Source organism: uncultured Kushneria sp. (genome assembly GCF_947497025.1).
Lineage (GTDB): Bacteria > Pseudomonadota > Gammaproteobacteria > Pseudomonadales > Halomonadaceae > Kushneria.
In genome coordinates this window covers 425,408-451,293 of the sequence record NZ_CANMFC010000003.1, presented here as the reverse complement: position 1 = coordinate 451,293, position 25,886 = coordinate 425,408, and the positions used below count along the sequence as shown (strand labels likewise).

Genomic DNA, 25,886 nt, shown 5'->3' with positions numbered 1-25,886 from the left:
TATGGTATGTCATGATGCTTCCCTGTCATCCTATGCTCCCAGATAACACAGCTGCTCGAACTGCTCGCCGCTTTGTTGATCAATATCTACTCGTAGCCGTGCTACGCCGGCATAAGGCAAATGCAAACGATGGAGATAACTGCCCTGAGTCAGAGGCATGCCCAAGCGCATCGCCACCCAGCTTTTAATCACCCCGGCATGGCCACAGACCAGCAGACGCACCGGACTCTCTCCTTCTTGCTGCTGTTTCTTGTCCGCCAGCGTCATGCCCTTCTCAAGAAGGTGTTGCCACCCCTGATCGATACGGGCCAGAAAATCGTCAAGGGACTCTCCCCCCGGTGGTGGAAATGCCCGAGGGTCACGCCAGAAATTTTCCAGCGCCGGCCGGGAGTGCTGCAGCAGCTCTTGCGTGGCCACCCCATCCCAGTCCCCGAAATTCATCTCCATGATTTCAGGCACGATATGCAAAGGCACGTTCCAGTCCTGTGCCAGTAACTTCCCAACGTTTTTGCAGCGAATCAACGGTGAACAGATAATGGCATGGGGCCGCGGCAACCGCTCTGCCGCCGCCAGCATGTGTTCGTGACCCTGTGCGCTCAGTGCCACATCCGTATGGCCGCGCAAACATTCCTGCGGCCCTTCACAGGCACCGTGACGCAGACAATCGATCATCAGGGTCTGGAAGGTCATGTCACGTCGCCCTTGAGGCACTGAGGCAGGCCGGCCACCACCCACCAGACACGCTGACACCGTGATGCCAATACCTGATGAAGCCGGCCGGCTTCATCCACAAAGCGTCGTGACAGGGCATTCATGGGGACCACACCCTGTCCCACCTCATTACTGACCATCACTACGCGACCCGGGGCGTGATCGAGCGCCTCCAGCAGTCGGGCACGTTCCTGGGCGAATCGCTCATCGCCATCGAGTAAAATGTTGGTCAGCCAGAGAGTCAGGCAGTCTATCAGCAGCAGACGATCTGCATGGGCATGACGTTCAATGGCATCACCCAGAGTGAGCGGCGCTTCTATCAGCCCCCAGTCATCAGGCCTTCGCGTCTGGTGGGCCTCAATGCGTGCACACATTTCGCTGTCATCATGCACCTGCGCTGTGGCGATATAGATCACCTCGCATTCACTCTGCACCGCCAGCGCTTCACCATGAGCGCTCTTGCCGCTGCGCGCGCCCCCCAGAATCAACTCATGCATGAACCATCACCAGTGCCAGATATAAAAGAAGTTCGGTGATCTGTTGCACGGCGCCCAGCGCATCGCCTGTCACGCCGCCAAGCTGTTTTTTCAACCAGCGATACATGACCAGCCCCGAGAGTGCCGTCGTCACCAGCAGCATGATGCCCGACACCACACCGGCAGAGAACACGGCAACAAACACGGCAACGCCGATCAGCCAGACACGATCCTCCGGACGCTGGTGGCCGGTCAGCGCATGTACCTTGCTGTCACCCTCGCATCGCAGATAAGGCAGCATGCCCATCATGAAGGCTGCCAATCCGCGGCTCAGGCTGTGAGATGCCATCAGGGCCATCATCACCAGCCCGGTGTCCTGCTGCGCCAGCGCACTCAGCAATAACCAGCGTCCGACCAGGCTGATGATCAGCGCCAGCACACCGTAGCTGCCGACCCGGCTGTCCTTCATGATGGCCAGCCGCTGCGCCACGGTTTGCCCGCCGCCAAGGCCGTCCATGCAGTCCGCCAGGCCATCCTCGTGCAAAGCACCGGTGAGCCAGAGGGACAGCCCCAGCGTCATGAACACCGCAATCGACACGGGCAGGAACTGCTCCAGCCCCCCGTAGACAAGCGCAAGCGCAAGCCCAATCAGCGCCCCGACCAGCGAGAACCAGCGATGACAGCGCCCCAGCGCCTGCGGCGTCACCTCACCACGAACGCGCACCGGCAGGCGAGTCAGAAAACTCACCGCCAGACAGCCCCACTGCCATTGACGGGCCAGGGCCTTGCAAGTCATAGCGTCAGACCAGCCTCTTCAAGCGAGGCCATCTCATGATAAAAGGCCAGCGCCGAGCGTAGCAGCGGAAGCGCCAGCGCAGCGCCCGAGCCCTCTCCAAGCCGCAGTCCCATGTGCAACAGCGGTGTCGCCTGGAGTTGATCCAGCAGTGGCCTGTGGCCACGTTCGTCGCCACAGTGCGAGAAAATCAGATAACCCCGTACCTCCGGCGCAATACGACAGGCGCAAAGCGCTGCCACGGTCGTAATAAAGCCATCGATCAGGATTACCATGCCCTTTTCAGCAGCGGCCAGAATCGCCCCTGCCATGCTCACGATCTCGAACCCGCCCAGTGCTGCCAGCGTCAGCCGTGGATCCTCCAGGCTTTGTGCATGACGTTGAAGCCCCAGCTGCACAATGTCCTGCTTGCGCTTCATGATGGTGGGCGTCACGCCACTGCCAGCGCCAATACACACCTCAAACGGCAAATGCGTCAACGCCGCCATCAGAGCGCTGGCACTGGTCGTGTTGCCAATACCCATCTCACCGAGTGCGATCAGATTACAGCCGTCGGCATGGAGTTCCTCGATCAGCCGTCGACTGTTATCAAAGCCTGCCTCGACCCGCTCAAGCGTCATGGCAGGCTCCCGATGGAAAGGCGCTGTCTTCTCACCCAGTCGATGGCTGACAAGCTGTGGATGCGGCTCATGCGTAGTGAGCGTCCCACAATCGATCACCTTCAACGCCAGATTGGCCTGACGGCAGAAAACGTTGATGGCGGCATTTCCTTCGAGGAAATGATGCACCATCAACTGTGTGGTTGAGGGCTCTACAATGGAGACACCCTCGAACGCCACACCGTGGTCGCCGGCAAACAGAAGCATGACCGGTGCATTAATGGTGGTACTTGAGGGCCCCAGAATACGCACCAGCGATGCCGCCGTCGCTTCCAGCGTCCCCAGTGATCCTGGCGGTTTGAGCCTTGAGTCGATATGGGCCTGAATACTGGCGGGGTTGGCACCGTCAGGGGGTGAAATGTTAAAGGTCATGACATTGACTCGGGTAAACATGCGCAGACGCTACCAGGCACCCGGCAGTGGAACAACGATAAAGTAATACAGTCCTGTACCACCGGCCCGGACACACCATCGTGCCGGACTTGACTCCATCATTGCCCCGGCTCACGATGAGCAGCGCTCGGGTGCCCGTGCAGTCTGCACGGGATAATCGGGAAAGTGATGCGAGTTCACTGCTGTCCCCGCAACGGTAATCGAGTGGCTTGAAGCAAACGTCTTTTGCGTGACCACTGACTCCAATGAGTCGGGAAGGTGCTTCAGCCCGGCAGACGTCATGTCCGCCAGCTCGTCAGCCCGGAGACCGGCCCGGCGATGATACAGGGTGATGGTGCCCACGGCATCATCAGTAATGACTGCCACGCGTACGGGTCGATACGCAGGAGCACACAAGTGACATATCTCCTTATCAGGTGGCTGCCCGCATCGACAGCCGCTGCACTTATTGGCGCCACCTCATCATGTGAGCAGGTGGCGCGCGGTCATGTTGCGTTATCACGTCTCGCGTTTGCGGAGATGACATGACCAATATCACACGCCCCCTTTTTCCGTTCGCGGCCGTCACCGGTCATGAACGCCTCAAGCTTGCCCTGATTCTGGCCGCACTGGATACCCGCCTGGGCGGGGTACTCGTCAGCGGCCCGCGGGGCACGGCCAAATCGACGCTGGCGCGCAGCCTTGCCGAACTGCTGCCCTTTTCACGATCATCGCTGGTCACACTGCCGCTGGGCGCCGATGAAGCCCAGCTGACCGGCACGCTCGATCTGGGCCGCGCCCTTGGAGAGCGCGAGGTGGCCTTCCAGCCCGGGCTGCTCGCCCGTGCCCACGAGGGGGTGCTTTATATCGACGAGGTCAATCTGCTGCCCGATGCGCTGGTCGATCTGCTGCTGGATGTGGCCGCCAGCGGCATCAACCATGTCGAGCGCGATGGCATCAGCCATCAGCATCCCGCAGACTTTCTGTTGATCGGCACCATGAACCCCGATGAAGGGGAACTGCGTCCGCAGCTGCTGGACCGCTTCGGGCTGGCCGTGCTGGATCACCCCGCACCGGATATCGAGCAGCGTCTGCAGATTGTTGAGCGCCGGCTGGCCTTTGATCACGACCCGGAGGCCTTTACGGCCGACTGGCAGGCAGAACAGGCGCTGCTGCGTGAGCGACTGGCTGCCGCCCGCCACCGCCTCCCGACCGTCACCCTGCCACCGGATCTTGCCCGAATCATTGCCACCCGCTGTGTCGAGGCCGGCGTGGAAGGCGTTCGCGCAGACCTCGCCTGGCGTCGTGGCGCGCTGGCCCATGCGGCCTGGCAGGGACGACAGACCGTGACGCCGGAAGATATCGATGCGTTGGCCACACTGGTCATGGCACATCGTGCCCCTCAGTGGACAGCGGACACCACGCCGGAAGCCGGCTCTGATGGTAATCAGGGGAATGAGGGTCACCCTCAGGAAAACACCGCTGGCTCCGAGCACGAGTCATCATCTGACCGGACGCCTCCCCCTCCAACAGGACGCTACCCGGGCCGTCGCCCCCCTCCCGATGCGCCCAATCGCCCGGATCTGACCTCCAGCCACGACGCGTCGGTCACCCGACCCGAGAGCGAGCCGGAAGAACGCCATGACGCTGATTCGGAGCGTGATGATCCGGGCAGCGGCGACTGGGGCAATCTACCGGCCCATCAGATATCGTCTGCTCTGGACACCGCCACCGGCTGGCATATTCAGCTTCCTGCTCCCCCGACTGGATCGAGACTTCGACAGCAGGGGGCACGAATGAAAGGCCGTGACGCCATTGGACGACCGCGCATCGACTGGCCCAGGAGCCTGCGCAAGACAGCAATGCCCCACGCCGGTTCGTCGCTCGATTCATTGCCGTCACTGGTCTGGCGGCGCGAACGGCGCCGCCCTGACAGGCTGACCTGCATCGTGCTCGATATTTCCGGCTCCAGCCTGAGCCGTCAGAACCACCGACAACGGACACGTCAGCTCGAGAAAGCAATGGCGCTGGTCAAGCAGATTGCCTCCGGCGTCTATCTTGCCCGCGAACAGCTGATGCTGATGACTCTGGGCGGCGACGGCGTCACCGAAGTCATGGCCCCCCGACGCGCCCCACGCACGATCGCGCCTCTGCTCGACAATCTCGTGCCGGGCGGTGGTACGCCACTGCGACGCGGGCTGGATGAAACCCGCCAGCGCCTGAGCCGCCTTCAGCACCAGACCCCCAAAGCGACCTGTCTCTGGATCCTGACCGATGCCCGCAGCCGGGATGATCTTGAACTCGCCCCGTTTGGCTGTGAGACACACGTGGTCAACTGTGAGCCGCGGGCGCACTCTCTGGGCCGGGCGCAGGAACTGGCCGCCGCGCTTGACGCTGCCTGTCACTTCCTTGACGACCTCACCGGCAGCGACCAGAGCACATCGCCACCCCATTCACGCAGGACGACATTGCCCGGGAGCACACCGTGAACCAGCAACAGGGTGACGACAACAGCAATGACCAGGACGCCACTCGCTATCAGCAGCGCATGGCGACCAAAAAGCGCATCGTTGATGAGCGTATCGCCCGTGCCGACCAGGAACGCGGCGTTCTGATCGTGCTCAAGGGTAATGGCAAGGGCAAGAGCAGCTCGGCCTTTGGCACCATGGCCCGCGCCATGGGCCATGGTCAGCGCTGCGGGGTAATCCAGTTCATCAAGGGACGACGCGCCACCGGCGAATATCTTTTTTTCAATGAGCATCCGCAGGTCGACTTTCATGTCATGGGCCACGGTTTCAGCTGGGAAGTGCGCGACCCCGAGCGTGAACGTCAGGCCGCCCGTGATGCCTGGGCACTGGCAGAGACACTGCTCGGTGATCCGCAGTACCACTTCCTGCTCTTTGACGAGCTCTCCTACATGATCAAGTACGGCTACCTCGATGCCGAGCAGGTCGCCCGTGCCCTCAAGGCGCGTCCCGAGCATCAGAACGTGATGATCACCGGGCGCACCATGGCCCGCGAGATTCAGGAGATCGCCGATACCATCAGTGTCATTCACGACGAGCGCCATGCCTTTCGGCTTGGCGTCAAGGCACAGGCGGGGATCGAATACTGATGCAGGAAACTGCCTGGTGCCCCGCCCTGTTTCTCTCCGCCATGGCCTCAGGCCAGGGCAAGACCACCGTGACCGCCGCGCTGGCGCGCTATCACCGCCGTCAGGGCCGCCGAGTGGTGGTCTTCAAGACCGGGCCGGACTATCTGGACCCACAGATTCTGGCGCTGGCCTCGGGCTCACCGGTCGAGCCCCTTGATCTGTGGATGGCAGGCGACGCCTTCTGTCGCGAGCAGCTGTATCGCGCCGCCCTCGAGGCAGATCTGATTCTGATCGAAGGCGCGATGGGACTCCATGACGGCACCCCCTCAAGCGCCGATCTGGCGGTCGCCCTAGATATCCCGGTGGCCTGTGTCATCAACGCCCGCGGCATGGCCCAGACCGTTGCCGCCATCGGGCTGGGACTGGCGCGCTATCGTCCGGAAATGACCTTTCATGGTCTGGTGGCCAATGCACTCGGCAGCGAGCGACACCGCCAGCTGATCGAAGACAGCCTGCCCGACGATGTCCAGCTGCTGGCCGCCATGCCCCGAGAAGAGCACCTTGCCCTGCCCTCGCGTCATCTGGGTCTGGTCCAGCCCGGCGAGCAGGATGATCCTGACAATCTGTCGCTGGAAGCCCGACTCGATGCCGCCGCCGATCTCCTTGAAGGACAAAAACTGACCGAACTGCCCCCGGCCGTCGCCTTCAGGCCGCAGCATATCGATACGCCTTCGCAGGCACTGGCCGGATACCGAATCGGCGTTGCAGAGGATGCCGCCTTCAGCTTTATCTACGCGGCCAATACCCGACTGCTGGAAGCCATGGGCGCCGAGCTCTGCCGGTTTTCGCCGATCCATGACACGACGCTCCCGGATCACCTTGATGCGCTGTGGCTGCCGGGCGGCTATCCGGAACTGCATGCTGCAGCGCTTGGGACCAATCATGGCATGTGCGAGGCGATTCGGGGCTTCGATGCCCGCGGCCTGCCGATTCTGGCCGAGTGCGGTGGCATGCTCTATCTACAGCAGACCCTGACCGACCAGCACGGCACCTGCCACCCCATGGCCGGCGTGCTGCCAGGCCACGGCGAAATGCGCACCAAACGCGGCTGTCAGGGTATGCAGAGCGCGCCGCTGCCGGAAGGCGAGATTCGGGGACACGCTCACCATCACTCGCGAAGCCACGACACGCTGGCGCCGATCGCGCATGGGCGGCGCGCCAGTCATCCGGCACCGGGCGAGGCCATCTTTCGCCGCGGCCGGCTGACGGCCAGCTATCTGCATCTGTTCTTTCCCTCCAATCCCGAGGCCGTCGCCGCCCTGCTGGGTGGAGAAAAAACAACACGCGCTCCGGCGCAGGCGGTTCGAGGCCGGCATGCCCGCTGAGGCCGGTCATGTCGCCATGGGGGTGGGCTGTCGACGTGACTGTCCACCTGACGCACTCATGGCGCTGGCGCTGAAAACGCTGGCCATGGCCAATTTACAGCCGGACCAGATCACGCTGCTGGCGACCCTGGCGGGCCGCCAGCATGAAACCGCCATCACCTCACTGGCGAGCGCCTGGCACTGCCCGTTAATCACCCTGCCGGCGCAGGCCCTGCGAGAGAGCGAGCCCGCCATGAGCCATGTCAGCGACACCACCCGGCGCCTCCATGGCGTGCCCGGTGTCGCCGAGGCCGCCGCACTGGCCGCCATCCGCCAGCAGATGGGTACGGCGGCCCGACTGATCGTTAACCGGCAACAGTGCGCGCAGGCCACCTGTGCGCTGGCCGTGTCAGCGTCAATGACCGTCCTTGCCGAATAATTCCTATTGTCAGGAGAACCTCATGTCCTCTATCGAATCACGCCCCGAGCTGCACAAGATCCCGGCTACCGTCGTCACCGGCTTTCTCGGCAGCGGCAAGACTACCCTGCTGTCACACCTTTTGCGCAATGCCGGCGGCAAACGCATCGCCGTGATCGTCAACGAGTTTGGCGAGCTGGATGTCGACGCCGAGCTGGTACGCAGCTGCCAGATCGAAGGCTGTGAGGAAGATGCCGTCGAACGCGAACAGGGCGTTTTCGAGCTCGCCAACGGCTGTATCTGCTGCACCGTGGAAGAGGAGTTTTTGCCGGTGATGCAAAAGCTGGTCGAGCGACGCGACCAGATTGATCACATCCTGATCGAGACCTCGGGGCTTGCGCTGCCCAAGCCGCTGGTACAGGCCTTCAACTGGCCCGACATCAAGCAGTTCTGCACGGTCGACAGTGTCATTACGGTCGTCGACGGCCCGGCATTGGCGGCCGGACGGGTGGCCCATGATCATGAGCGCATCGAGGCACAGCGTCAGGCCGATGAGAGTCTGGATCACGACCCGAGCCTGCAGGAGCTGCTCGATGACCAGCTCGCCTCGGCAGATCTTGTCATTATCAGCAAGGGCGATGCACTGGACGACGAGGCGCGCCGGGTACTGGAGCAACAGCTGCGCGGGGAGCTGCCCGAGCGGGTCAAGACGCTCTGGGCCACGCATGGCGAAGTCGATGTGGCCGCCGTCATGGGCCTGCAGCTGGCCTCGGAAGGTCGGGCCGACGACATTCACACCCATCATGATGATCATCACGCCCACGGACGCGAGCACCACCATGCTCACGATGATTTTGACTCCTGCGTCATCACGCTGGGCAGCGTGGACAGCCCCACCCTGGTCAGGGCGCTGGAACAGGCACTGGCCGAACAGACCATCTATCGGGTCAAGGGATTTGTCGATGTCGGCAAGCCCATGCGCCAAGTGCTGCACGCGGTGGGCAATCGCCTCACCCATCACTTCGACCGGCCGTGGCGCAGCGACGAGACGCGCCAGACCCGGCTGGTGGTGATCGGCAAGGGTCTGGATCGCGATCGCCTGCAGGCCGCACTGTCCGAGGCCGAGCACCACGAGCACATCCGCTGATATCAGCCCCGACAGTCCTTTAGTGGAGGGTGACGCATGCACCTTTTCGCCGCCCAGCCCGGCGGGTTCAGCGATGACAACGGCATTGTCGATCTCGGTCAGTCGCCTGCCGAACTGGTGATCCTGTCGGCTGCCGACAGTGCACTGGCCCTGCTGGCCACCGTGATCGAGGCCGATGACGCCCAGCGCGATACCAGCATCCGCCTGGCCAACTGGATGAACCTGTTAAAACCCGCCGCGTTTGATCTCTATCGCGACCGGGTGCTGGATCAACGCGGCGATGAGGCGCCAAAGGGCGCTCGCGTGGTGGTGCTCTCCCTGCTGGGGGGCGCTTCCTACTGGACCTATGGTCTCGAGCAGTTGAAGGCGTGGGCACAGCGGGATGGCCGCACGCTGATCGTGGTGCCCGGTGAAGACGTCGAGGATGAAAGCCTGCTCGAGGCCGGAACGGTGAGTTACCAGGAGGCGCATCGGGTGTGGCGCTACCTGCGCGAAGGCGGTGCCGACAACACCCGCGCCCTGCTCAACTGGCTCGAGGATCGCTTCCTGAATCGCCCCCGGCCGTGGCGCGAACCTCAGCCGCTGCCGCGGGTCGTTTTACATGCCCCGCCCAATGATCTCACCGCCACACCCGGTCACATCACCCTGAATCAATGGCGGACGCGCTGGCAGCCCGAGCAGCCGGTGGCGGCACTGGTGTTCTATCGAAGCCATCTCCAGCAGGGCAACACCAGCGTCTTTGACGCATTGATCGGCATTCTGGAAGCGGGCGGCTTCAATGTATTGCCGGTCGCCGTGGCCTCGCTCAAGGAGCGCCTGTGTCTGGACACCCTCGATGAGCTGATCGAGCAGAGCCATGCCGCCATCATGCTCAATACCACCGGCTTTGCCCTGGCCGCCACCGCGGATGTCACGCAGACCGGCTATCAGCACCCCTGGACGCGCCACATCCCCATCCTGCAGCTGATCATGGTGGGCACCACACTGGAAGACTGGCAGGCTCAGCCCATGGGGCTCAGACCGCGTGACATTGCCATGCAAGTCGCGCTGCCGGAGCTGGATGGGCGCATCATCACCCGCCCGATCGCCTTCAAGTCGGCGCACTATCACTCGACGCGCTGTCAGCACGACATCGTGATTCATGCGCTTCACGAGGAGCGGGCCCGCTTTGTCACCGAACTGGCCCGGCGCTGGGTCCGGCTTGCCGAAAAAGCCAATCAGGACAAGCGTATCGCGCTGGTGCTGGCCAACTACCCCTCAAGCGATGCGCGCATCGGCAATGGCGTGGGGCTCGATACGCCGGCCTCGACGCTCAATATTCTTCTTCAATTGCGCGAATCGGGTTATCCAGTCACCCATGCCCTGCCGCATGACCCCACCGCGCTCATCGAGTGGCTGACACAGACGATCACCAACGACGTGGCGCACCTTGACACGCGCCCGGCCGCGCAGAGTCTGTCGCTTGCCACCTACGAGCAGCACTTTGCGCGACTGCCGGAGGTGTGCCAGCAGGCAGTGTTTGATCGCTGGGGCGCACCGGAGGACGATCCTCTCTATCGCCAGGGGCGCCTGATGATTGCCGGCATGCGACTGGGCGAGACCTTTGTTGGTGTGCAGCCGGCGCGGGGCTTTGATATCGACCAGAACGCCGCCTATCACGACCCGGACCTGCCGCCGACCCACGGCTACCTGGCGTTCTATTTCTGGCTGCGCCACGTCTATGGCGTTGATGCGTTTGTGCATGTCGGCAAGCATGGCAATCTCGAGTGGCTGCCCGGCAAGGGCACGGCGCTGTCCGACACCTGCTGGCCGGATATCGTGCTGGGCCCCATGCCGCATCTCTATCCATTTATCGTCAACGACCCCGGTGAAGGCGCCCAGGCCAAGCGACGAACCCAGGCGGTGATCATCGATCACCTGATGCCGCCCATGACGCGTGCCGGCATCCATGACGACCTGGCCGAGCTCGAGCGACTCACCGATGAGTATTACCAGGCCCTCGGTCTTGATCAGCGCCGCGAGCAGTTTCTGCGCGAGGCGATCATCGAGCGGGTGCGCCATACCCATGTGCTTGAAGAGCTGCGCCTGTCACCCTCGGCCAGTGCCGGCACGCGCCCGAGCATCGATGAGGCGCTTGAAGACGATCAGACCCTGCTGGACGCGCTGGACAACTACCTCTGTGACATCAAGGAGGCCCAGATTCGTGACGGCCTGCACGTGCTCGGCGAACTGCCGGAACACGCCTCCCTGCGTGACACCCTGATGGCACTGGTGCGGCTGTCGCGCGGCAGCCAGTCCCACGAACAGAGCCTTTTGAAAGCGATGGCCATGGATCTGGAGCTTTTCGAGATTCATGACGATTTCGACCCGCTGGCCGTTGAGGCCTGGCCCTGGCAGGGGCCATGGCCTGAATGCCTCGCCGACCTGGAAGCCACCGGCTGGCGCAGTTCAGCGCATACCCGCGAGCGCCTGGAGCTGCTTGGCACGCAGCTGATCGAGCAGCACGTGCTGTCCTCGGATGCCGGGCTGCCTTGCGAGACTGACTGGCCCCGGACCCACGCCGTGCTCCACTTCATGTGCGAGACGCTGCTGCCGCTGCTGCATCAGAGCGTGGAGAACGAACTCTCGGCGCTGATGGATGGCCTTTCAGGCAAGTTCGTTCCTCCAGGCGCCAGCGGCGCGCCCAGCCGCGGTCGGCTCGACACCCTGCCCACCGGCCGCAATTTCTACAGCGTCGACAGCCGCGCCATGCCAACCAGAACGGCCTGGACGCTGGGCCAGAAATCGGCCGAGGCGCTGATCATGCGCCACCTGCAGGAGCACGGCGACTATCCCACAAGCCTGGGGCTGTCGGTATGGGGCACCGCCACCATGCGCACGGGGGGGGATGACATCGCCCAGGCCTTCGCCCTGATGGGCGTGCGTCCGATCTGGGCCTCGGGCTCACAGCGGGTGATCGATTTTGAAATCATCCCCGGCTTTCTGCTTGGCCGCCCGCGGGTGGATGTCACCCTGCGGGTGTCCGGGTTCTTTCGCGACGCCTTCCCGGGACTGATCGCGCTGTATGACAGCGCCGTTCAGAAGCTCGTCGATCTCAACGAGCCCGGCAACGGCAATACCATTGCCGCCAACGTCGAGGCCCGGCGTGAGGCGCTGCTCGCTGAAGGCGTCGATGAGGCCACGGCGCGGCGCCAGGCCGGCTTTCGCATTTTTGGCGCACGCCCGGGCACCTTCGGCGCCGGCGTGCAGAAGCTGCTGGACAATGGCCACTGGCAGGACGAGGCGGATCTGGCGCGCGCTTACATCAACTGGGGCGGTTACGCCTACGGCAAGGGGGTCGAGGGCGAGCCTGCCATGCAAGCCTTCGAAAAGCGGCTCTCGACGCTGGAAGGCATCGTCCAGAACCAGGACAACCGCGAGCATGATCTGCTCGATTCCGGCGACTACAGCCAGTTTCAGGGTGGCATGACCGCCGCCGCCCGCCAGCAGGGGGCCACGCCGGCGCTCTATTTCGGGGATCACGCCAACCCCGCCAGCCCGCGCATGCGCACCCTCAAGGAAGAGCTCAACCGGGTCATGCGCTCACGGGTGACCAATCCGAAGTGGATCAGCGCCATGCAGCGCCACGGCTACAAGGGCGCCTTCGAGATGGCGGCCAGCGTGGATTATCTCTTTGCCTGGGACGCCACCACGGCGCTGGTCAGTGACTACCAGTACGAACAGATTACCGATGCGCTGGTACTGGACCCGGACAATCAGCGATTCCTGAACGACCACAACCCGCAGGCGCTCAAGGAGATGGGCGAGACACTGATGGACGCCATCTCCCGAGGCCTGTGGCAGTCTCCCGAGCAGTATCACGAACGCCTGCGTGACCTGCTGCTGGGCATCGATGAGCAGGAGGAGCGTGCCTCATGAGCCAGACGAATCGCTTTCGGGCATCCCGCACCCTGATGGTCCAGGGCACTACCTCGGATGCCGGCAAGAGCGCGCTGGTGACCGCCCTGTGTCGGATACTGACGCGTCGCGGACTCAAGGTGGCGCCCTTCAAGCCGCAGAACATGGCACTCAACAGCGCCGTGACCGTGGATGGCGGCGAAATCGGCCGCGCCCAGGCGGTACAGGCCATGGCCGCCGAAGTGGACGCCCATGTTGATTTCAATCCGGTGCTGTTAAAGCCCACCTGCGATCAGGGTTCTCAGGTCATCGTGGCGGGCCAGGCCATCGGCCACATGAAGGCCGCCGAGTACTACGCCTACAAACCCCAACTGCTCAAGCAGGTGGTGGCCGCCCATGACCGCCTCTGTCGCGGTTATGACCGGGTGGTGGTCGAAGGCGCCGGCAGCGCCGCCGAGATCAATCTACGCGCCCATGATCTGGCTAACATGGGCTTTGCCGAGGCCGTGGACTGCCCCGTCATTTTAATCGCTGATATCGATCGCGGCGGCGTGTTTGCCCATCTGGTGGGCACGCTGGATATCATCAGCGCCTCGGAGCGCGCGCGGGTCGTGGGTCTGGTGATCAACCGCTTTCGCGGCGATATCAACCTGCTCAAGCCCGGCCTTGAATGGCTCGAGGCGCGTACCGGCAAGCCGGTGCTGGCCGTGGTGCCCTGGCTTGAGGGCCTGCACCTGGAGGCCGAGGACGGCCTGTCCCGTGCCGGGGACAGTACCGGCGCGGCGGACGGGCTCAATATTGCGGTGATCCTGTTGCCGCGTGTCAGCAACCACACCGACTTTGACGCCCTGCGTCTGCACCCTCAGGTCAACGTGCGCTTTGTGCGTTGTCCTGAAGAACTCGGTGCGGCGGATCTGATCATTCTGCCGGGGAGCAAGAACGTGCGCGCCGATCTGGACTGGCTGCGCGAGCAGGGCTGGCCGGAGGCACTCGCCCGTCACCTGCGCTACGGCGGCCGCGTGATGGGGATCTGCGGCGGCTATCAGATGCTGGGCACCCGCATTGACGACCCGGACGGCGTGGAAGGCCCGGCCGGTGACAGTGTGGGCCTGGGCTGGCTGGATCTTTCCACCACGCTCAAGGCCACCAAGCAGCTGCATCGCGTTACCGGGCACTGCCTGCTGGGTGAGGCCCATGTCCCGGTCACGGGGTATGAGATCCACGTCGGCGAAAGCCTCGGCGAAGGGCTGGCCCAGGGCGTTTTTGCGCTTGACGATGGCCGACGTGACGGTGCCCTCTCCGAGGATGGCCGAATTCTGGGCACCTACCTGCATGGGGTGTTTGATCATCCGGCCACGTTGAACGTGCTGCTGGCATGGGCCGGTCTGGCGGCGCCTGAGCCTTTTGATTACGACGCCCACCGCATGAGTGAGATCGACCGGCTGGCCGATCACGTCGAAGCGGCCATCGACTGGTCGCGCTGGCCGCTATTCGAGGATGCTCAAGGGCCGGTTGATTCGGTTATTCAGAAGTAGGCGTTTTCGGCAGCAGGAAGTTGCCCTGGCTGCCATCACCCAGTTCGGATGCCACGATCGAGTCGTCCTTGAGCTCGACCCCGGAGATCTCACGGCGACAGGCTTCATCAAGTAGATAGAGAATCAATCTTGCGGCGGCGTCAAACGCCTGCCCCCGCGGGCGAATGTTGGAGATGCAGTTGCGCTCGCTGTCGCGCCGGCCCGCTTGTGGGCCCCAGGTGAAGTAGACGCCCAGACTGTCCGGCGAGCTGAGCCCCGGACGTTCACCGATCAGCACCAGCCCCATGCGTGCCCCCAGTGCCTGGCCCACCGGATCACCAATGGCCACACGGCCCTGCTCGATCAGCGCCACCGGCCCCACCGACCAGCCGCGCTCTTCAAATGCCGGGATCAGGTGATCCAGCAGTGTGGCAGCGTGTTCGTGAACGGCGCGCGCCGACAGACCATCCACGACCGTGATCGATAGATCGCACTGTTTGACGTTCATGGCGGTGAGCTGTTCAACACTCTCATCACTGAGCTTTCGTCCCAGATCGGGGCGGCGCAGATACTCGCTGCGATCTCCGGCCTGGCTGTGCAAGCGAACGACGCTGTCAAAACGCGATTCGAGCTCGGTCATCATCTGCTCGGTATCGAGTGCCAGATGCACGGCATCGCGGGCCTGGGCATGGGCCAGCTGAAAGGCCAGGTGTGACGCGGTGGGCAGGCTGCCGCCGGCACGCCCAAGGCCGATTCGGGCATCGGTGTGCTCACGCAATGGCTGCCAGGGGTTGGCGATCACCGTTCGGGGCGTGCCTGTTTCAGGAGTCTGTGATTTGTCTATCATGGCACTTCTCCAATCAGTGCGCCCGCGTCAGGGCATGGGCAAAGGGCGCCGGCAGATTCTGATCGACGATGATCCTGCCCTGTCGGTCGGTGATGGCCATTTTCTCCAACCAGGCTTCAAACTCTGGCGCCGCGCGCAGTCCCAGCACTTCACGCACATAGAGCGCGTCGTGAAAGGAGGTGGTCTGGTAGTTGAGCATGATGTCGTCAGAGCCGGGAATGCCCATCACGTAGTTGCAGCCGGCGGCGCCCAGCAGTGTCAACAGGGCGTCCATGTCATCCTGATCGGCTTCGGCGTGATTGGTGTAACAGACGTCACACCCCATTGGGACGCCGAGCAGCTTGCCGCAGAAATGATCCTCCAGCCCGGCCCGCGTGATCTGCTTGCCGTTGAAGAGATACTCGGGCCCGATAAAGCCCACCACCGTATTGACCAGCAGCGGATTAAACCGTCGGGCCACGGCATAGGCCCGTGCCTCGAGCGTTTGCTGATCCACGCCATGGTGGGCGTTGGCCGACAGCGCGCTGCCCTGTCCCGTTTCAAAATACATGACGTTATTGCCCACCGTGCCGCGCCCCAGCGACAGGGCGGCGTCCTGACCTTCCTTTAGCAGGGCCAGATCGATCCCAAACCCCTGATTGGCGGCTTGGGTGCCGGAGATGGACTGAAAGACCAGATCGGTGGGGGCACCGCGGTTGATGGCTTCGATGGCGGTGGTGACATGCGTGAGCACACAGCTCTGGGTGGGGATCTCGTAATGGCTGAGGATATCGTCGAGCATCTTCAAAAGCGTGACGACGGCGCCGGTATTATCCGTTGCCGGGTTGATGCCAATGACCGCATCACCGTTGCCGTACAAGAGTCCATCCAGAATGCTGGCGGCGATGCCGGTCGGGTGATCGGTGGGATGATTGGGCTGTAGCCGGGTCGACAGTCGCCCTTCAAGCCCGATGGTATTGCGAAAGGCGGTGACCACCCGGCACTTTCGCCCCACCAGCACCAGATCCTGCAGACGCATGATCTTGGCCACGGCGGCGACCATTTCAGGCGTCAGGCCAGGCGACAGGACCGCCAGCACGTCACTGTCGACCTCATGAGAGAGCAGATAGTTGCGAAACTCGCCCACGCTCAGGTGTGCAATGCGGCCAAAGGCGGCCCGGTCATGGCCATCAACGATCAGGCGCGTGACCTCATCGTCTTCATAGGGCACCAGCATCTCTTCGAGAAATTGCGTGAGCGGGACTTCCGCCAGCGCCAGCTGCGCTGCAGCGCGTGTTTCGCTGTCTGCCGCAGCAATGCCTGCCAGTTGATCGCCGGAACGCTCGGGCGTGGCGCAGGCCATCAGCGTTTTCAGGTTTTCAAAGCGGTAGCGTTTGCTGCCGATATCATGGTGATAGCCGCTCATGGGCGCCTCCGGATCGTTATTGATCTTGTCGTGATGCCGGCTTTCAGCATAAACGAGACAGACAGAGACTGACCACAGGGACACTTGTTGACGACACGGGCACAGCGATGTGCTCTGCGTTATGATCAGGCGCATCTCATCCTCCAGGCGAGAAAGGCATGACGCTGACGCTTTTGCTCATTGCGGTGACCTGCGCGGTCTCCATCCCCTGCTTTACCCATCATCAATTGATCGAGAAACTGCTGTTCTGGCCGCCGGCCATAGTACGCGGTCAGATATATCGCTTCGTGACGCATGGCTTCGTGCATGCCAATAGCGCACACCTGTTTTTCAACATGTTCACACTGTTTTTCTTTGGGCGCGCCATCGAGCGCTTTTTTGTCTCCTATATTGGTGCGGCAGGATTTATCGGGTTCTATCTGGGCGGCATTGTAGCTGCCATCGTACCCAGCTATCTGGCGCATCGACATGATCCGAACTATCGAAGTCTCGGTGCCTCAGGCGCCGTGTCAGCCGTGCTTTTTGCCTTCATTCTGGCCGCACCCTGGACCACGCTCTATGTGCTGGTCATTCCGGTACCGGCCATTGTCTTTGCCATCGTTTATACCGGCTGGTCGATTTATGCCGGCCGCCGCGGGGGGGATAACGTCAATCACAGTGCGCATCTTTGGGGCGCCGCCTACGGTGTCGTGTTTGCCCTGATCATGGAGCCGGCACTGGGCCCTCGCTTTCTGGAGCAGATCGTGGCGTTCTAGACTGTTTCACTCACTCGTCCGGCATTTAAAAAGGGCCTCTTCTTTTGGAAGAGGCCCTTTTTTCAAGGGAAATCCCTCTGGCACCATGATCAGGGCTGTGGCTGCCAGCCGGTCGGGTCTTCACCCGGCGTATTACTGGCGGCCTTTTCCAGACAGGACTGAATTTGATCGGCGACGGTTTCAAACCCCTGACTTGCCTGAATGGGCGCGGCGCTGGTCCAGGCACCAATTGGAGCAAACTGATTGTCCTGCCCGGGGCTCGCTTCACCGAGCCGGTCGAAATAATAATAGTTGGCTTCCGGCAGACGCTGAATTTCCAGACGATAGGCCAGATCACGCCCTTCATAATGAGTAACGCCAGTAACGCCCGACACTTCGTTGTGGCCTTTATTAGACATGCCATTAAAGGCCATATCCTCATCCGGGCCTATCGGGTTACGCAGCTTTCCTGCCGCCAGAGTCACCTGACGCTGCTCCATGTTGGCATTCAGGCACTGTTCAAGCTGTATGGGCGTCACTTCAGTATAGGGCCTGCGTACAGCGAAGGATCCAAGGTAGTTGCCATCCTGCCCCTGCACGGGATTGATCTCCCTGCTTCCGGCCACCTGGTCATCCATGATGTATTGCCCGGAGACGCATCCTGTCATCAGGGTCAATACACCAACGCCCATCCATGTCTTTGTCATCATCTTGATTCGTTTCCCATGAGTGTCAGTCTGTCAGATGGACTGATTGTAACGGATGGTGGGCTGATCTGCCCGGTACAGAATTTTGGAAAGGGGTCTACGTCGGGACAAGTCATCACTGGCGGCACATCATTCGATTTCAGTGCCGCGACAGACCATATTTTACCGGACGGACTAGCGAGAAGCGTTGTGTATCGGCAAGATAGCCTTCGACACTATTATTGGCTGCGACGACAGGGATGGATGTGACTTCAATCTTAGAGGAATACCGGCACTGGCAGCGTTTTTCCAGACAGGAAAAACTGGATCAGGAACATCGTGGTGCCGTGCAAAAGCTTGCAAAGTCGGGTGCCATGGCGACACGAATGGCGGCTTCTTACAAAAGCATGGCCGAGCGAGCCGCGGCCGAAGGTGCCTGCTACCGTACGCTGTTCAGCCGTCGTCAGGACAACGGTGAAGAGCTTGCCTGCGAGGGCTGGCTGTTCGTACGTCGCGTTATAGCAGAAGGCGGCACCACCCGGGTCAGGGCCTCCCTGCTTGAAACCTTTACGCTGGAACATGGGGCCATCACGCCAGGATCAATGCCGCCCATCGCGGTGACACTGGAAATTTTTGATGAACTGCTGGTCAAAAACACCATGCAACTGGGCTGTCGGGTCGATCGCAGTGATTATGATCGCGATACCCGTTTCATTACCTTTGTCGATGCTGTACGGGGCGATTTGAAAGCCCATCTGTAATCGGCCATCGCCCGGTTCCGGTTTTTCATGTTTGAGTAAACTGCCTGACAAGGCATGCACAGGAGACGCTCATGAACACTACCCCTACCCCTTATAGTTCTCTGCCACTCAAGGAAATGGACAGCGTCACCAGCATCTGTCGCCCGGGCCATCATACGGCCTCTGCTTCGCTGGATATGGACAGCTCGGCGCTGGCCCTGCTGACCGATTTTCAGCAGGTTCGTGCCTTCACTGTATCGTCTGAAAGCAGCGTTGATGATGCCCTGCAGACGATGAAGCAAAACAGTATTCACATGCTGCTGGTGATCAACGACCTGGGCGAATTTACCGGCGTCATAAGTGCACGCATACTGTTTGGCGGCAGTACCGTGACGCGCGCCATGCAGGAGCGCAATATTGACCGATCGGATGTAACGGTCGATATGATCAAGCTGGCGCGTGAAGACATGCACTCCATCGATTACGAGCGTATTAAACGCGCTACGCTGGGAGACCTTGTGCAGACGCTGAAAACGTCGGGTGACCGTCATGTGCTGGTCACCGATCACGATGAAAGCGGCAGTCTTCGCATTCGCGGCGTCATTTCTGCCCGCGAAGTCAGTAACGCACTGGGGGTTAACCTGGATCATCCGCCCGAAGCCCACAGCTTTTCGGCCATTCGCTCGGTCGTACTGGGACATGACCTTTAAATGTTCTTCAAACACAGGGTCAAAAAGCGACCCTGTGTTTACTGACGGTGCTTGACCGCCCTTTTCGTCATTAACGCCACTTCCTTTAATATTTTGCTCATCCCTTCTTTATATAAGTGGTACATAAAAGATAACGGTATAAAACAGAGTGCCTGACATACCACCAATTTGGCGTTAGAATGCCGCCCCTCATTCGCCCGGACCGGATCCCGGGCGTCGATTCCCATCGGCAAAGAAATTCTCCGTCATGACATTACAGAACGCATCACGCGCCGTCGTTATCTATTCCGGCGGCATGGACTCCTACACCGTTTTGCATCGCGCACTGCGCGAGGGGTATGAAGTTCACGCCCTCTCTTTCCATTATGGCCAGCGCCACGCGCGCGAACTCGATGTTGCAAGTCAGGTCTGCCAGACCCTGGGCGTGGCTCATCAGGTCGTGGATATACGCGCCATTCATGGACTTATCGGTGCTTCGGCCCTGACCGATGCCGGCCAGCCCATGCCACGCGCCGACTACGCCGAAGACAACATGAAGGCGACCGTCGTTCCCAACCGCAACATGATCCTGCTGTCGCTGGCCATCGGTCACGCCGTCAATCTGGAAGCAGAGATCTGCTATTACGGGGCCCACGGCGGCGATCACGCCATCTACCCTGACTGCCGCCCCGAGTTTGTCGCGCGCATGAACGATGTTGCCGCGATTGCCAACTATACGCCCGTGGAAATACGAGCCCCTTATCTGCATGCCAGCAAGGACGACATCCTTGCTGAAGGTCTGCAGATGGGTCTGGATTACGCCCACACATGGACCTGCTATCTGGGTGAAGCGCTTGCCTGTGGCGAATGTGGCAGCTGTCGCGAGCGTCTTCAGGCCTTTGCATCACAAGGCATTAAAGACCCGCTGCCCTATCGCAGACAGACCAGCCACACGCGGGAGGTGTAGCCATGTACAGCGTCAAGGAAGCGTTTTACACCCTGCAGGGTGAAGGCGGTCAGGCCGGACGTGCTTCGGTGTTCTGTCGCTTCACCGGCTGCAACCTCTGGTCCGGACGCGAGAAGGACCGCGCCAGCAGTATCTGCCGCTTTTGTGATACCGATTTTATCGGCACCGATGGCCAGAACGGCGGTCGCTTTCGAACAGCCGCTGAACTGGCAGACCATATTGCGGCCCTGTGGCCTCAGCATGCCGATCACGCGCGGCCCTACGTGGTCTTTACCGGCGGAGAGCCCCTGCTTCAGCTGGACAGTGCCCTGATTGAGACCATCCACGAGTGTGGTTTTGAAATCGCGGTTGAAACCAATGGCACGCTCCCGGCACCGGAAGGTATCGACTGGCTCTGCGTCAGTCCCAAGGGGCGTGCCGAACTCAAGCAGCTGGCCGGCAATGAGCTCAAGCTGGTTTATCCGCAGGAAGACGCTTTACCCGAGCGTTTCATGGCGCTCGAGTTTGACCACTTCTTTCTGCAGCCCATGGACCTTGCCCCTCGCGGTGAGACAGGCAACACCATGGCCGACACAGTGGCCTACTGCATGGCGAACCCGCAGTGGCGCCTCTCCCTGCAGACCCACAAGATTGCAGGTATCGATTGATGATTCTTTTCGTAAATGCTCTTGGCGCACTCGATGTGTCCCTCTGGTGTCCACAACGGGGCCTGGTCGGCGCCAGCTACCATATCGATGTTGAGCTGGAAGGGCCGCTGGGTGAAGACGGCATGCTGTTTGATTTCGGGGATGTCAAACCCTGGATCAAGTCACGTATCGACAGCACCGTGGACCATACTCTGCTGGTGCCTACCAAAGCACACGATATTACGGTCGGTGAGTGCAATGATGGGCTTCGCCTGCAGACCCGTCATCCGTGGCCCATGGAGCTACGAGCGCCCCGCCAGGCCTATACCCTGCTGCCCTGGCAGCAGATCACCCCCGAACGACTGGGGGACTATCTTTCCGCGGAGCTTTCCCGACGCCCGCCAGCGCAGGTCGAAAAAATACGCGTGACCCTGCGTGAAGAGCCCCATGAGGCCGGCGGCTACACGTACAGTCACGGCCTTCGACGTCACAAGGGCAACTGCCAGCGCATTGCGCATGGTCATCGCTCCCGTCTGGCCATATGGCATAACGGGCAGCGCAGCGAAGCGCTTGAAATACAGTGGTCAAAGCGCCTTGAAGATATTTATCTGATTGATCAGGCCGATCTGATTGATACAGACAACGATATGTATCATGTCGGATATGACTCGGCACAGGGGCGTTTTTCAATACGCCTGCCACAGGAACACGCCGAAATTCTGCCGACGCCCACCACGGTCGAACAGATCGCCCACTGGATGGCAAAGGAGATCGCTTCACTACATGGGGGCAGTGTCCGGGTGCAGGCGTTTGAGGGAATCGATAAGGGGGCCGTGGCAACCGCGCATGGCGCTCGGAATTCGGCATGAGCCTAGATGATGGACAACATGATGTGATCGCGACAAGTCGGCAGACCGGGTGTCGCCCGGGCTGCGGTGCCTGCTGCATCGCGCCATCCATCAGCTCTGCCATACCCGGCATGCCGCAGGGAAAACCGGCAGGCACACGCTGTATCCAGCTTGATGAGGCCAATCTTTGCCGGCTTTTCGGGGACCCACGCCGCCCGAAGGTTTGTCACGACTTCGATTATGACCGCGAGCTTTGTGGCCACACGCGAGGTGAAGCCCTTCACAATATTGCCCTGCTTGAAGCAGGCAGTACGCCGTAAAACGGCTGAACCCGCACAGGGCGGGTTCAGTCATGACATCAAGCGTCTAAAGATCAGTCCAGCTTGACCAGCATCTTGCCCTGGTTGCTGCCTTCAAACAGGGCCAAAAAGGCATCCGGAGTTCGCTCGAGCCCTTCTTCCACGGTTTCACGATATTCGATGCGGCCATCGGCGACCAGCGGGCTCACCTGTCGGTAGAACTCCTGCTCGTGCCCCTTGACCCATTCATGCACGATAAAGCCCTGCATGCGCAGCCGTTTGGTCAGTACGGCGGCAATATTGGCCGGTCCTGCCGAAGGCGAGGCTTCGTTGTAGCGTGAAATCATGCCGCACACCGCGATACGACCGAAATCATTCATGACATCAAGGGCCGCCTCAAGCATGGGCCCCCCCACGTTTTCGTAATACACGTCAACGCCCTGCGGGGCCGCTTCCTTCAAGGCCTTCCTGATATCATCAACACTCTGGTGATGATCGACTGCCTTGATACCGCGTGCTTCAAGCCACTCACGCTTTTCCTGGCTGCCGGCACTGCCAATGACTGTACACCCCTTCTGATGCGCCAGCTGTGCTGCCAGCGAGCCTACGGCGCCGCTGGCAGCCGAAATCAGCACGGTATCCGTGGATTTGAGCTCGGCGACAAGAGTCAATCCGGCCCAGGACGTCATCCCCGGCATACCCAAAACGCCCAGAAAGGCCTGCGGTGGTACATCGATGTCCGGTAGCGGCTGCACCTGATCGCCATCAAGCTGCGCCACATCTCGCCAGCCGCCCATATGAATGACCCGATCGCCTTGCTTGAGCGTGTGGTGGCGTGACTCGATCACCTCACCGAGCGCCCCACCCTGCATGGGTTTATTCAGCTCAAAGGGCTCCACGTACGTTTTAACACCGCTCATGCGCCCGCGCATGTAAGGATCCACGGAAAGCCAGTGATTACGAACACGTACTTCACCTTCCTGCAGCTCGGGCAGCTCCTGTGTCTCAAGTTGAAAAAGAGACCGCTCGGGCAGGCCTTCGGGGTGCTCGCTGATCGTAAAATAGCGCGACTGGGTCATAAAACTCTCCTGCATACCCTGAGAGGGGTGCCAACAATAAAATGGAAAACCATCCGATATAAAAAAGGGCGCAACACAAGTTGCGCCCTGAAAAAGATAGCAGACTATTTAATTTGCCGAGATATCAGCATGGTTACGAATTGCATCTGTCATGATGCTGATCGTTTGTCCTGCCTGAGCATTCCAGAGGCTATCCGACATGGCTGATATCTGGTCATCGCTGACCTCGTCATCGACATGATCAATGGCAAAAATCACCTGCTGCTCCCCTGTTGCGGCATGACCATATCCGGGTTGGCCATCATGCGGGTGTGGCATACCGAAAGCGGCATTGACCAGATCGCCAGAGAGATCGCCCTGCCCATCACGCGTCATGCCACTGACCTTTTGCCACTCAAGTCCTTCAGGAGTGTCTCCACGGCGAAGGGCCACCAGCATTTTTTCGGCCTGTTCGGCAAGCGCCTGTCGGCGTTTTTCCTGCAGCGCTGAATCTCTGACCTGATCACGGACCTCATCCAGCGCCAGCGTGGTGGCTGGACGGTGTTCGGTGACACGCAGCACAACGCGACGATCCTGCCCCAGCTCCACTGGCTCGCTATTGTAGCCATTGCTCAGGACGTCATCAGTAAAGGCGGCATCCATGACACCGGCTTCACCCAGCACGGTATTGTCACCCTCAAACTGATCATCCCGTGACACCCAATCCGTACGCTTTAACGGAAGGTTCAGACGGCTGGCAACGCCTTCAAGATCATCGGCCGAAAAGCTCTCATCGCTGAGCTGCTGGGCAAGCTGCTGGAACCGCTCATCGCGCTGATCCTGCCGGACCTCTTTGGCAAGCTCATCACGCATGTCATCGAAGCTGTCGATGGCGATATTGTCGACACGAATAATGTGAAAGACGCCATCACTTTCCACGCCCTGAGAAACTTCCCCCGGCGCCATGGAAGCTACGGCTTCATCAAAGGGCTGTCCAAAGATGCCTTCGCTGACCGTCCCCATTCGACCACCCTTGTCGGCACTGGATGGATCATCGGAATACTGTTTTGCCAGCTCGGCAAAATCGTCACCCTTTTGTAGACGGGCTTCAATCTCATCGACGCGTTGCTGCGCCTGATCACGTGTGCGCTCATCACCAAAGGTGACCACGATGTCGGACACCTCACGAGGGGCCGTGGCACGGTGTTGCTCATAGCGCTGACGCAGCTGCTGCTCATCGACGGACTGATCATCCTCCGGCAGCTGGCGACGGTCGAGCACGATGTATTCAAGCTTGACCTCTTCAGGACGCTGATAAGCTTCCTTGTGGGCATCATACCAGGCCTGCACCTCATCATCGCTGACGTTGACCGGCTGCTCGAGCGCGCTGTCATTCAGCGTGGCATAACGAAAGTCGCGCGTCTGATAACGAAGCTTCGCCAGATACCTGACTTCAGAAGGCAGCAGGAAAGTTCCTGTAATCAGACCGTTTTGAAGCTGCTGTGTCAGCATGTCTTCCTGAAGCTGGCGTCGAAACTCCTCGGGGGTATAACCGGCGCTACCCAGTCTTCGCTGGAAAAGCTCGGCAGAAAAGTGCCCATTGCTGTCCTGAAATTCCTGTCGATTGACAAGAAGCTGATCCACCTGCTGATCCGAAAAGCTCATGCCACCGTCACGGGCGTACTGCTCCATGGCCGTACGGGTAATCAGGGAATCCAGAATGGCTCGTCGCGCTTCATTTTGCTGTTCAGGAGGCACACGTCCTGAGCGTACAGCTCGCTGAACCTCGGTATCCAGCGTCTGACGGCTGATTTTTTCACCATTGACAGAAGCAGCTTCGTCACGCTGGCTACCATTGAAATAGCTTAGTAACGACTCTGCGCCAAATAGCGTAAATGTCAGCGCGATCAGAGCCACGATTATTCTGGCGATCCAGCCCTGTGCCCGATCTCTGATCTTTTGCAGCATGCAGCAGGCCCTTGAAATTGATGGATGATGGAGAGGTTTGGCGAAGGATTATAACGACACATGACGCAAATCGACACGCTATAAGCCGGGATCTGACTGAAGGCACTGTCGGCCCGAGCCTGCCCATAAAAAAACGCATCGTTTTCACGATGCGTTTATTTCATACAGGGAAGACATTTGAAGACAAGCCTTCCATTGTAGATAACACCGCTATCAGTTGACAGCGTCCTTCAACGCCTTGCCTGCCTTGAAGCTGGGCACATTGGCAGCGCTGATTTCAATGGTCTTGCCGGTCTGCGGATTACGACCAGTACGTGCCGCCCGCTCCTTGATGCTGAATGTTCCGAAACCTACCAGTGCCACGGAATCACCCTGCTTAAGGCTATCGGTAACGGAATCGATCATGGCATCGAGAGCCCGACCGGCCGCTGCCTTGGGAATATCTGCAGAAGCAGCAATAGCCTCAATCAGCTCGGATTTATTCACTCTTCACCCCTTGACTATAACAATCGTTGCTAGGATTAAGCGCGGCAATCGAACAGCATACGCAATCATAACGAGCCGCATTTTATAT

Annotated in this window: 24 protein-coding genes and 1 riboswitch; of the genes, 14 read left to right on the top strand and 10 right to left on the bottom strand. The window is 60.6% G+C overall.

The window, feature by feature from the left end; genetic code table 11:
* Window positions 1-30 precede the first annotated feature (30 nt).
* From Q0931_RS07835 to cobT, 4 genes are read right to left on the bottom strand one after another with little or no spacing between them, the layout of a single operon-like run.
* A complete protein-coding gene (locus Q0931_RS07835; RefSeq protein WP_299258973.1) occupies window positions 31-690 on the bottom strand; it encodes a histidine phosphatase family protein in 660 nt (219 codons plus the stop codon).
* A complete protein-coding gene (gene cobU / locus Q0931_RS07830; protein ID WP_299258971.1) occupies window positions 687-1,208 on the bottom strand; it encodes a bifunctional adenosylcobinamide kinase/adenosylcobinamide-phosphate guanylyltransferase in 522 nt (173 codons plus the stop codon). The genes Q0931_RS07835 and cobU overlap by 4 nt, the downstream gene beginning before the upstream one ends.
* Entirely contained in the window at window positions 1,201-1,983 is a 783-nt protein-coding gene (gene cobS, locus Q0931_RS07825) for an adenosylcobinamide-GDP ribazoletransferase (protein ID WP_299258969.1), read from the bottom strand. Before cobS ends, cobU begins: the two co-directional genes overlap by 8 nt.
* A complete protein-coding gene (gene cobT, locus Q0931_RS07820; RefSeq protein ID WP_299258967.1) occupies window positions 1,980-3,011 on the bottom strand; it encodes a nicotinate-nucleotide--dimethylbenzimidazole phosphoribosyltransferase in 1,032 nt (343 codons plus the stop codon). The genes cobS and cobT overlap by 4 nt, the downstream gene beginning before the upstream one ends.
* Window positions 3,012-3,144: 133 nt before the next feature.
* Window positions 3,145-3,363: riboswitch (cobalamin riboswitch) on the top strand.
* Between the two features lie 193 nt (window positions 3,364-3,556).
* Between cobT and Q0931_RS07815 the strand changes: the two genes are divergently transcribed.
* Genes Q0931_RS07815 through Q0931_RS07785 form a run of 7 tightly spaced genes read left to right on the top strand, consistent with a single transcriptional unit; the run spans window position 3,557 to window position 14,466 of the window.
* Window positions 3,557-5,500, top strand: coding sequence for an AAA family ATPase (locus Q0931_RS07815; protein WP_299258964.1), 1,944 nt, complete (start codon window positions 3,557-3,559; stop codon window positions 5,498-5,500).
* Between the two features lie 59 nt (window positions 5,501-5,559).
* Window positions 5,560-6,126, top strand: a complete 567-nt coding sequence (cobO, locus tag Q0931_RS07810) for a cob(I)yrinic acid a,c-diamide adenosyltransferase (RefSeq protein WP_299259185.1) — start codon at window positions 5,560-5,562, stop codon at window positions 6,124-6,126.
* Complete coding sequence (locus Q0931_RS07805; protein ID WP_299258962.1) at window positions 6,126-7,490, top strand: cobyrinate a,c-diamide synthase; 1,365 nt, start codon at window positions 6,126-6,128, stop codon at window positions 7,488-7,490. Before cobO ends, Q0931_RS07805 begins: the two co-directional genes overlap by 1 nt.
* Window positions 7,480-7,908: a cobalamin biosynthesis protein gene (locus Q0931_RS07800; protein WP_299258960.1), complete on the top strand. Its 429-nt coding sequence runs from the start codon at window positions 7,480-7,482 to the stop codon at window positions 7,906-7,908. The genes Q0931_RS07805 and Q0931_RS07800 overlap by 11 nt, the downstream gene beginning before the upstream one ends.
* A gap of 22 nt (window positions 7,909-7,930) precedes the next feature.
* Window positions 7,931-9,034, top strand: coding sequence for a cobalamin biosynthesis protein CobW (gene cobW, locus Q0931_RS07795; protein WP_299258958.1), 1,104 nt, complete (start codon window positions 7,931-7,933; stop codon window positions 9,032-9,034).
* A 36-nt stretch (window positions 9,035-9,070) separates the two neighbouring features.
* Entirely contained in the window at window positions 9,071-12,952 is a 3,882-nt protein-coding gene (cobN, locus tag Q0931_RS07790; protein WP_299258956.1) for a cobaltochelatase subunit CobN, read from the top strand.
* Window positions 12,949-14,466: a cobyric acid synthase gene (locus Q0931_RS07785; RefSeq protein WP_299258954.1), complete on the top strand. Its 1,518-nt coding sequence runs from the start codon at window positions 12,949-12,951 to the stop codon at window positions 14,464-14,466. Before cobN ends, Q0931_RS07785 begins: the two co-directional genes overlap by 4 nt.
* Here Q0931_RS07785 and eutC read toward each other — a convergent pair.
* The gene (eutC, locus tag Q0931_RS07780; protein WP_299258952.1) at window positions 14,453-15,292 is read right to left on the bottom strand and encodes an ethanolamine ammonia-lyase subunit EutC; all 840 of its coding nucleotides are present in this window, start codon (window positions 15,290-15,292) and stop codon (window positions 14,453-14,455) included. The genes Q0931_RS07785 and eutC overlap by 14 nt on opposite strands.
* 13 nt (window positions 15,293-15,305) lie before the next feature.
* Complete coding sequence (locus tag Q0931_RS07775; protein ID WP_299258950.1) at window positions 15,306-16,697, bottom strand: ethanolamine ammonia-lyase subunit EutB; 1,392 nt, start codon at window positions 16,695-16,697, stop codon at window positions 15,306-15,308.
* 158 nt (window positions 16,698-16,855) lie between these two features.
* Between Q0931_RS07775 and Q0931_RS07770 the strand changes: the two genes are divergently transcribed.
* Window positions 16,856-17,452 (top strand): rhomboid family intramembrane serine protease, encoded by a 597-nt coding sequence (locus Q0931_RS07770; protein ID WP_299258948.1) that lies wholly within the window; start codon window positions 16,856-16,858, stop codon window positions 17,450-17,452.
* Window positions 17,453-17,541: 89 nt separating this feature from the next.
* On the opposite strand, the gene Q0931_RS07765 is transcribed toward Q0931_RS07770, so the two are convergent.
* Window positions 17,542-18,141 carry a hypothetical protein gene (locus Q0931_RS07765; protein ID WP_299258946.1) on the bottom strand — a complete coding sequence of 200 codons (600 nt, stop codon included), beginning with the start codon at window positions 18,139-18,141 and terminating at the stop codon, window positions 17,542-17,544.
* 236 nt (window positions 18,142-18,377) lie between these two features.
* Between Q0931_RS07765 and Q0931_RS07760 the strand changes: the two genes are divergently transcribed.
* The 6 genes from Q0931_RS07760 to Q0931_RS07735 all read left to right on the top strand — a co-directional run bounded on the left by Q0931_RS07760 (window position 18,378) and on the right by Q0931_RS07735 (window position 22,307).
* Window positions 18,378-18,878 (top strand): hypothetical protein, encoded by a 501-nt coding sequence (locus tag Q0931_RS07760; RefSeq protein ID WP_299258943.1) that lies wholly within the window; start codon window positions 18,378-18,380, stop codon window positions 18,876-18,878.
* A gap of 71 nt (window positions 18,879-18,949) precedes the next feature.
* Entirely contained in the window at window positions 18,950-19,567 is a 618-nt protein-coding gene (locus Q0931_RS07755; protein ID WP_299258941.1) for a CBS domain-containing protein, read from the top strand.
* Between the two features lie 247 nt (window positions 19,568-19,814).
* Window positions 19,815-20,513 (top strand): 7-cyano-7-deazaguanine synthase QueC, encoded by a 699-nt coding sequence (gene queC / locus Q0931_RS07750; protein WP_299258939.1) that lies wholly within the window; start codon window positions 19,815-19,817, stop codon window positions 20,511-20,513.
* Window positions 20,514-20,515: 2 nt separating this feature from the next.
* On the top strand, window positions 20,516-21,160 hold the full coding sequence (queE, locus tag Q0931_RS07745) for a 7-carboxy-7-deazaguanine synthase (RefSeq protein WP_299258937.1): 645 nt from the start codon (window positions 20,516-20,518) through the stop codon (window positions 21,158-21,160).
* Entirely contained in the window at window positions 21,160-22,008 is an 849-nt protein-coding gene (locus Q0931_RS07740; protein WP_299258935.1) for a 6-carboxytetrahydropterin synthase, read from the top strand. The genes queE and Q0931_RS07740 overlap by 1 nt, the downstream gene beginning before the upstream one ends.
* Entirely contained in the window at window positions 22,005-22,307 is a 303-nt protein-coding gene (locus Q0931_RS07735; protein ID WP_299258934.1) for a YkgJ family cysteine cluster protein, read from the top strand. Before Q0931_RS07740 ends, Q0931_RS07735 begins: the two co-directional genes overlap by 4 nt.
* 53 nt (window positions 22,308-22,360) lie before the next feature.
* On the opposite strand, the gene Q0931_RS07730 is transcribed toward Q0931_RS07735, so the two are convergent.
* From Q0931_RS07730 to hupB, 3 genes are all read right to left on the bottom strand, one after another.
* Window positions 22,361-23,365, bottom strand: a complete 1,005-nt coding sequence (locus tag Q0931_RS07730; RefSeq protein WP_299258932.1) for an NADP-dependent oxidoreductase — start codon at window positions 23,363-23,365, stop codon at window positions 22,361-22,363.
* 108 nt (window positions 23,366-23,473) lie between these two features.
* Window positions 23,474-25,312 carry a SurA N-terminal domain-containing protein gene (locus Q0931_RS07725; RefSeq protein WP_299258930.1) on the bottom strand — a complete coding sequence of 613 codons (1,839 nt, stop codon included), beginning with the start codon at window positions 25,310-25,312 and terminating at the stop codon, window positions 23,474-23,476.
* Between the two features lie 213 nt (window positions 25,313-25,525).
* The gene (gene hupB, locus Q0931_RS07720) at window positions 25,526-25,798 is read right to left on the bottom strand and encodes a nucleoid-associated protein HU-beta (protein ID WP_086622767.1); all 273 of its coding nucleotides are present in this window, start codon (window positions 25,796-25,798) and stop codon (window positions 25,526-25,528) included.
* Window positions 25,799-25,886 lie beyond the last annotated feature (88 nt).

Coding starts and splice junctions, on each gene's coding strand:
- Q0931_RS07835 (WP_299258973.1), bottom strand. CDS start 690: ATGACCTTCCAGACCCTGATGATCGATTGTCTGCGTCACGGTGCCTGT.
- cobU (WP_299258971.1), bottom strand. CDS start 1,208: ATGCATGAGTTGATTCTGGGGGGCGCGCGCAGCGGCAAGAGCGCTCAT.
- cobS (WP_299258969.1), bottom strand. CDS start 1,983: ATGACTTGCAAGGCCCTGGCCCGTCAATGGCAGTGGGGCTGTCTGGCG.
- cobT (WP_299258967.1), bottom strand. CDS start 3,011: ATGACCTTTAACATTTCACCCCCTGACGGTGCCAACCCCGCCAGTATT.
- Q0931_RS07815 (WP_299258964.1), top strand. CDS start 3,557: ATGACCAATATCACACGCCCCCTTTTTCCGTTCGCGGCCGTCACCGGT.
- cobO (WP_299259185.1), top strand. CDS start 5,560: ATGGCGACCAAAAAGCGCATCGTTGATGAGCGTATCGCCCGTGCCGAC.
- Q0931_RS07805 (WP_299258962.1), top strand. CDS start 6,126: ATGCAGGAAACTGCCTGGTGCCCCGCCCTGTTTCTCTCCGCCATGGCC.
- Q0931_RS07800 (WP_299258960.1), top strand. CDS start 7,480: ATGCCCGCTGAGGCCGGTCATGTCGCCATGGGGGTGGGCTGTCGACGT.
- cobW (WP_299258958.1), top strand. CDS start 7,931: ATGTCCTCTATCGAATCACGCCCCGAGCTGCACAAGATCCCGGCTACC.
- cobN (WP_299258956.1), top strand. CDS start 9,071: ATGCACCTTTTCGCCGCCCAGCCCGGCGGGTTCAGCGATGACAACGGC.
- Q0931_RS07785 (WP_299258954.1), top strand. CDS start 12,949: ATGAGCCAGACGAATCGCTTTCGGGCATCCCGCACCCTGATGGTCCAG.
- eutC (WP_299258952.1), bottom strand. CDS start 15,292: ATGATAGACAAATCACAGACTCCTGAAACAGGCACGCCCCGAACGGTG.
- Q0931_RS07775 (WP_299258950.1), bottom strand. CDS start 16,697: ATGAGCGGCTATCACCATGATATCGGCAGCAAACGCTACCGCTTTGAA.
- Q0931_RS07770 (WP_299258948.1), top strand. CDS start 16,856: ATGACGCTGACGCTTTTGCTCATTGCGGTGACCTGCGCGGTCTCCATC.
- Q0931_RS07765 (WP_299258946.1), bottom strand. CDS start 18,141: ATGATGACAAAGACATGGATGGGCGTTGGTGTATTGACCCTGATGACA.
- Q0931_RS07760 (WP_299258943.1), top strand. CDS start 18,378: ATGGATGTGACTTCAATCTTAGAGGAATACCGGCACTGGCAGCGTTTT.
- Q0931_RS07755 (WP_299258941.1), top strand. CDS start 18,950: ATGAACACTACCCCTACCCCTTATAGTTCTCTGCCACTCAAGGAAATG.
- queC (WP_299258939.1), top strand. CDS start 19,815: ATGACATTACAGAACGCATCACGCGCCGTCGTTATCTATTCCGGCGGC.
- queE (WP_299258937.1), top strand. CDS start 20,516: ATGTACAGCGTCAAGGAAGCGTTTTACACCCTGCAGGGTGAAGGCGGT.
- Q0931_RS07740 (WP_299258935.1), top strand. CDS start 21,160: ATGATTCTTTTCGTAAATGCTCTTGGCGCACTCGATGTGTCCCTCTGG.
- Q0931_RS07735 (WP_299258934.1), top strand. CDS start 22,005: ATGAGCCTAGATGATGGACAACATGATGTGATCGCGACAAGTCGGCAG.
- Q0931_RS07730 (WP_299258932.1), bottom strand. CDS start 23,365: ATGACCCAGTCGCGCTATTTTACGATCAGCGAGCACCCCGAAGGCCTG.
- Q0931_RS07725 (WP_299258930.1), bottom strand. CDS start 25,312: ATGCTGCAAAAGATCAGAGATCGGGCACAGGGCTGGATCGCCAGAATA.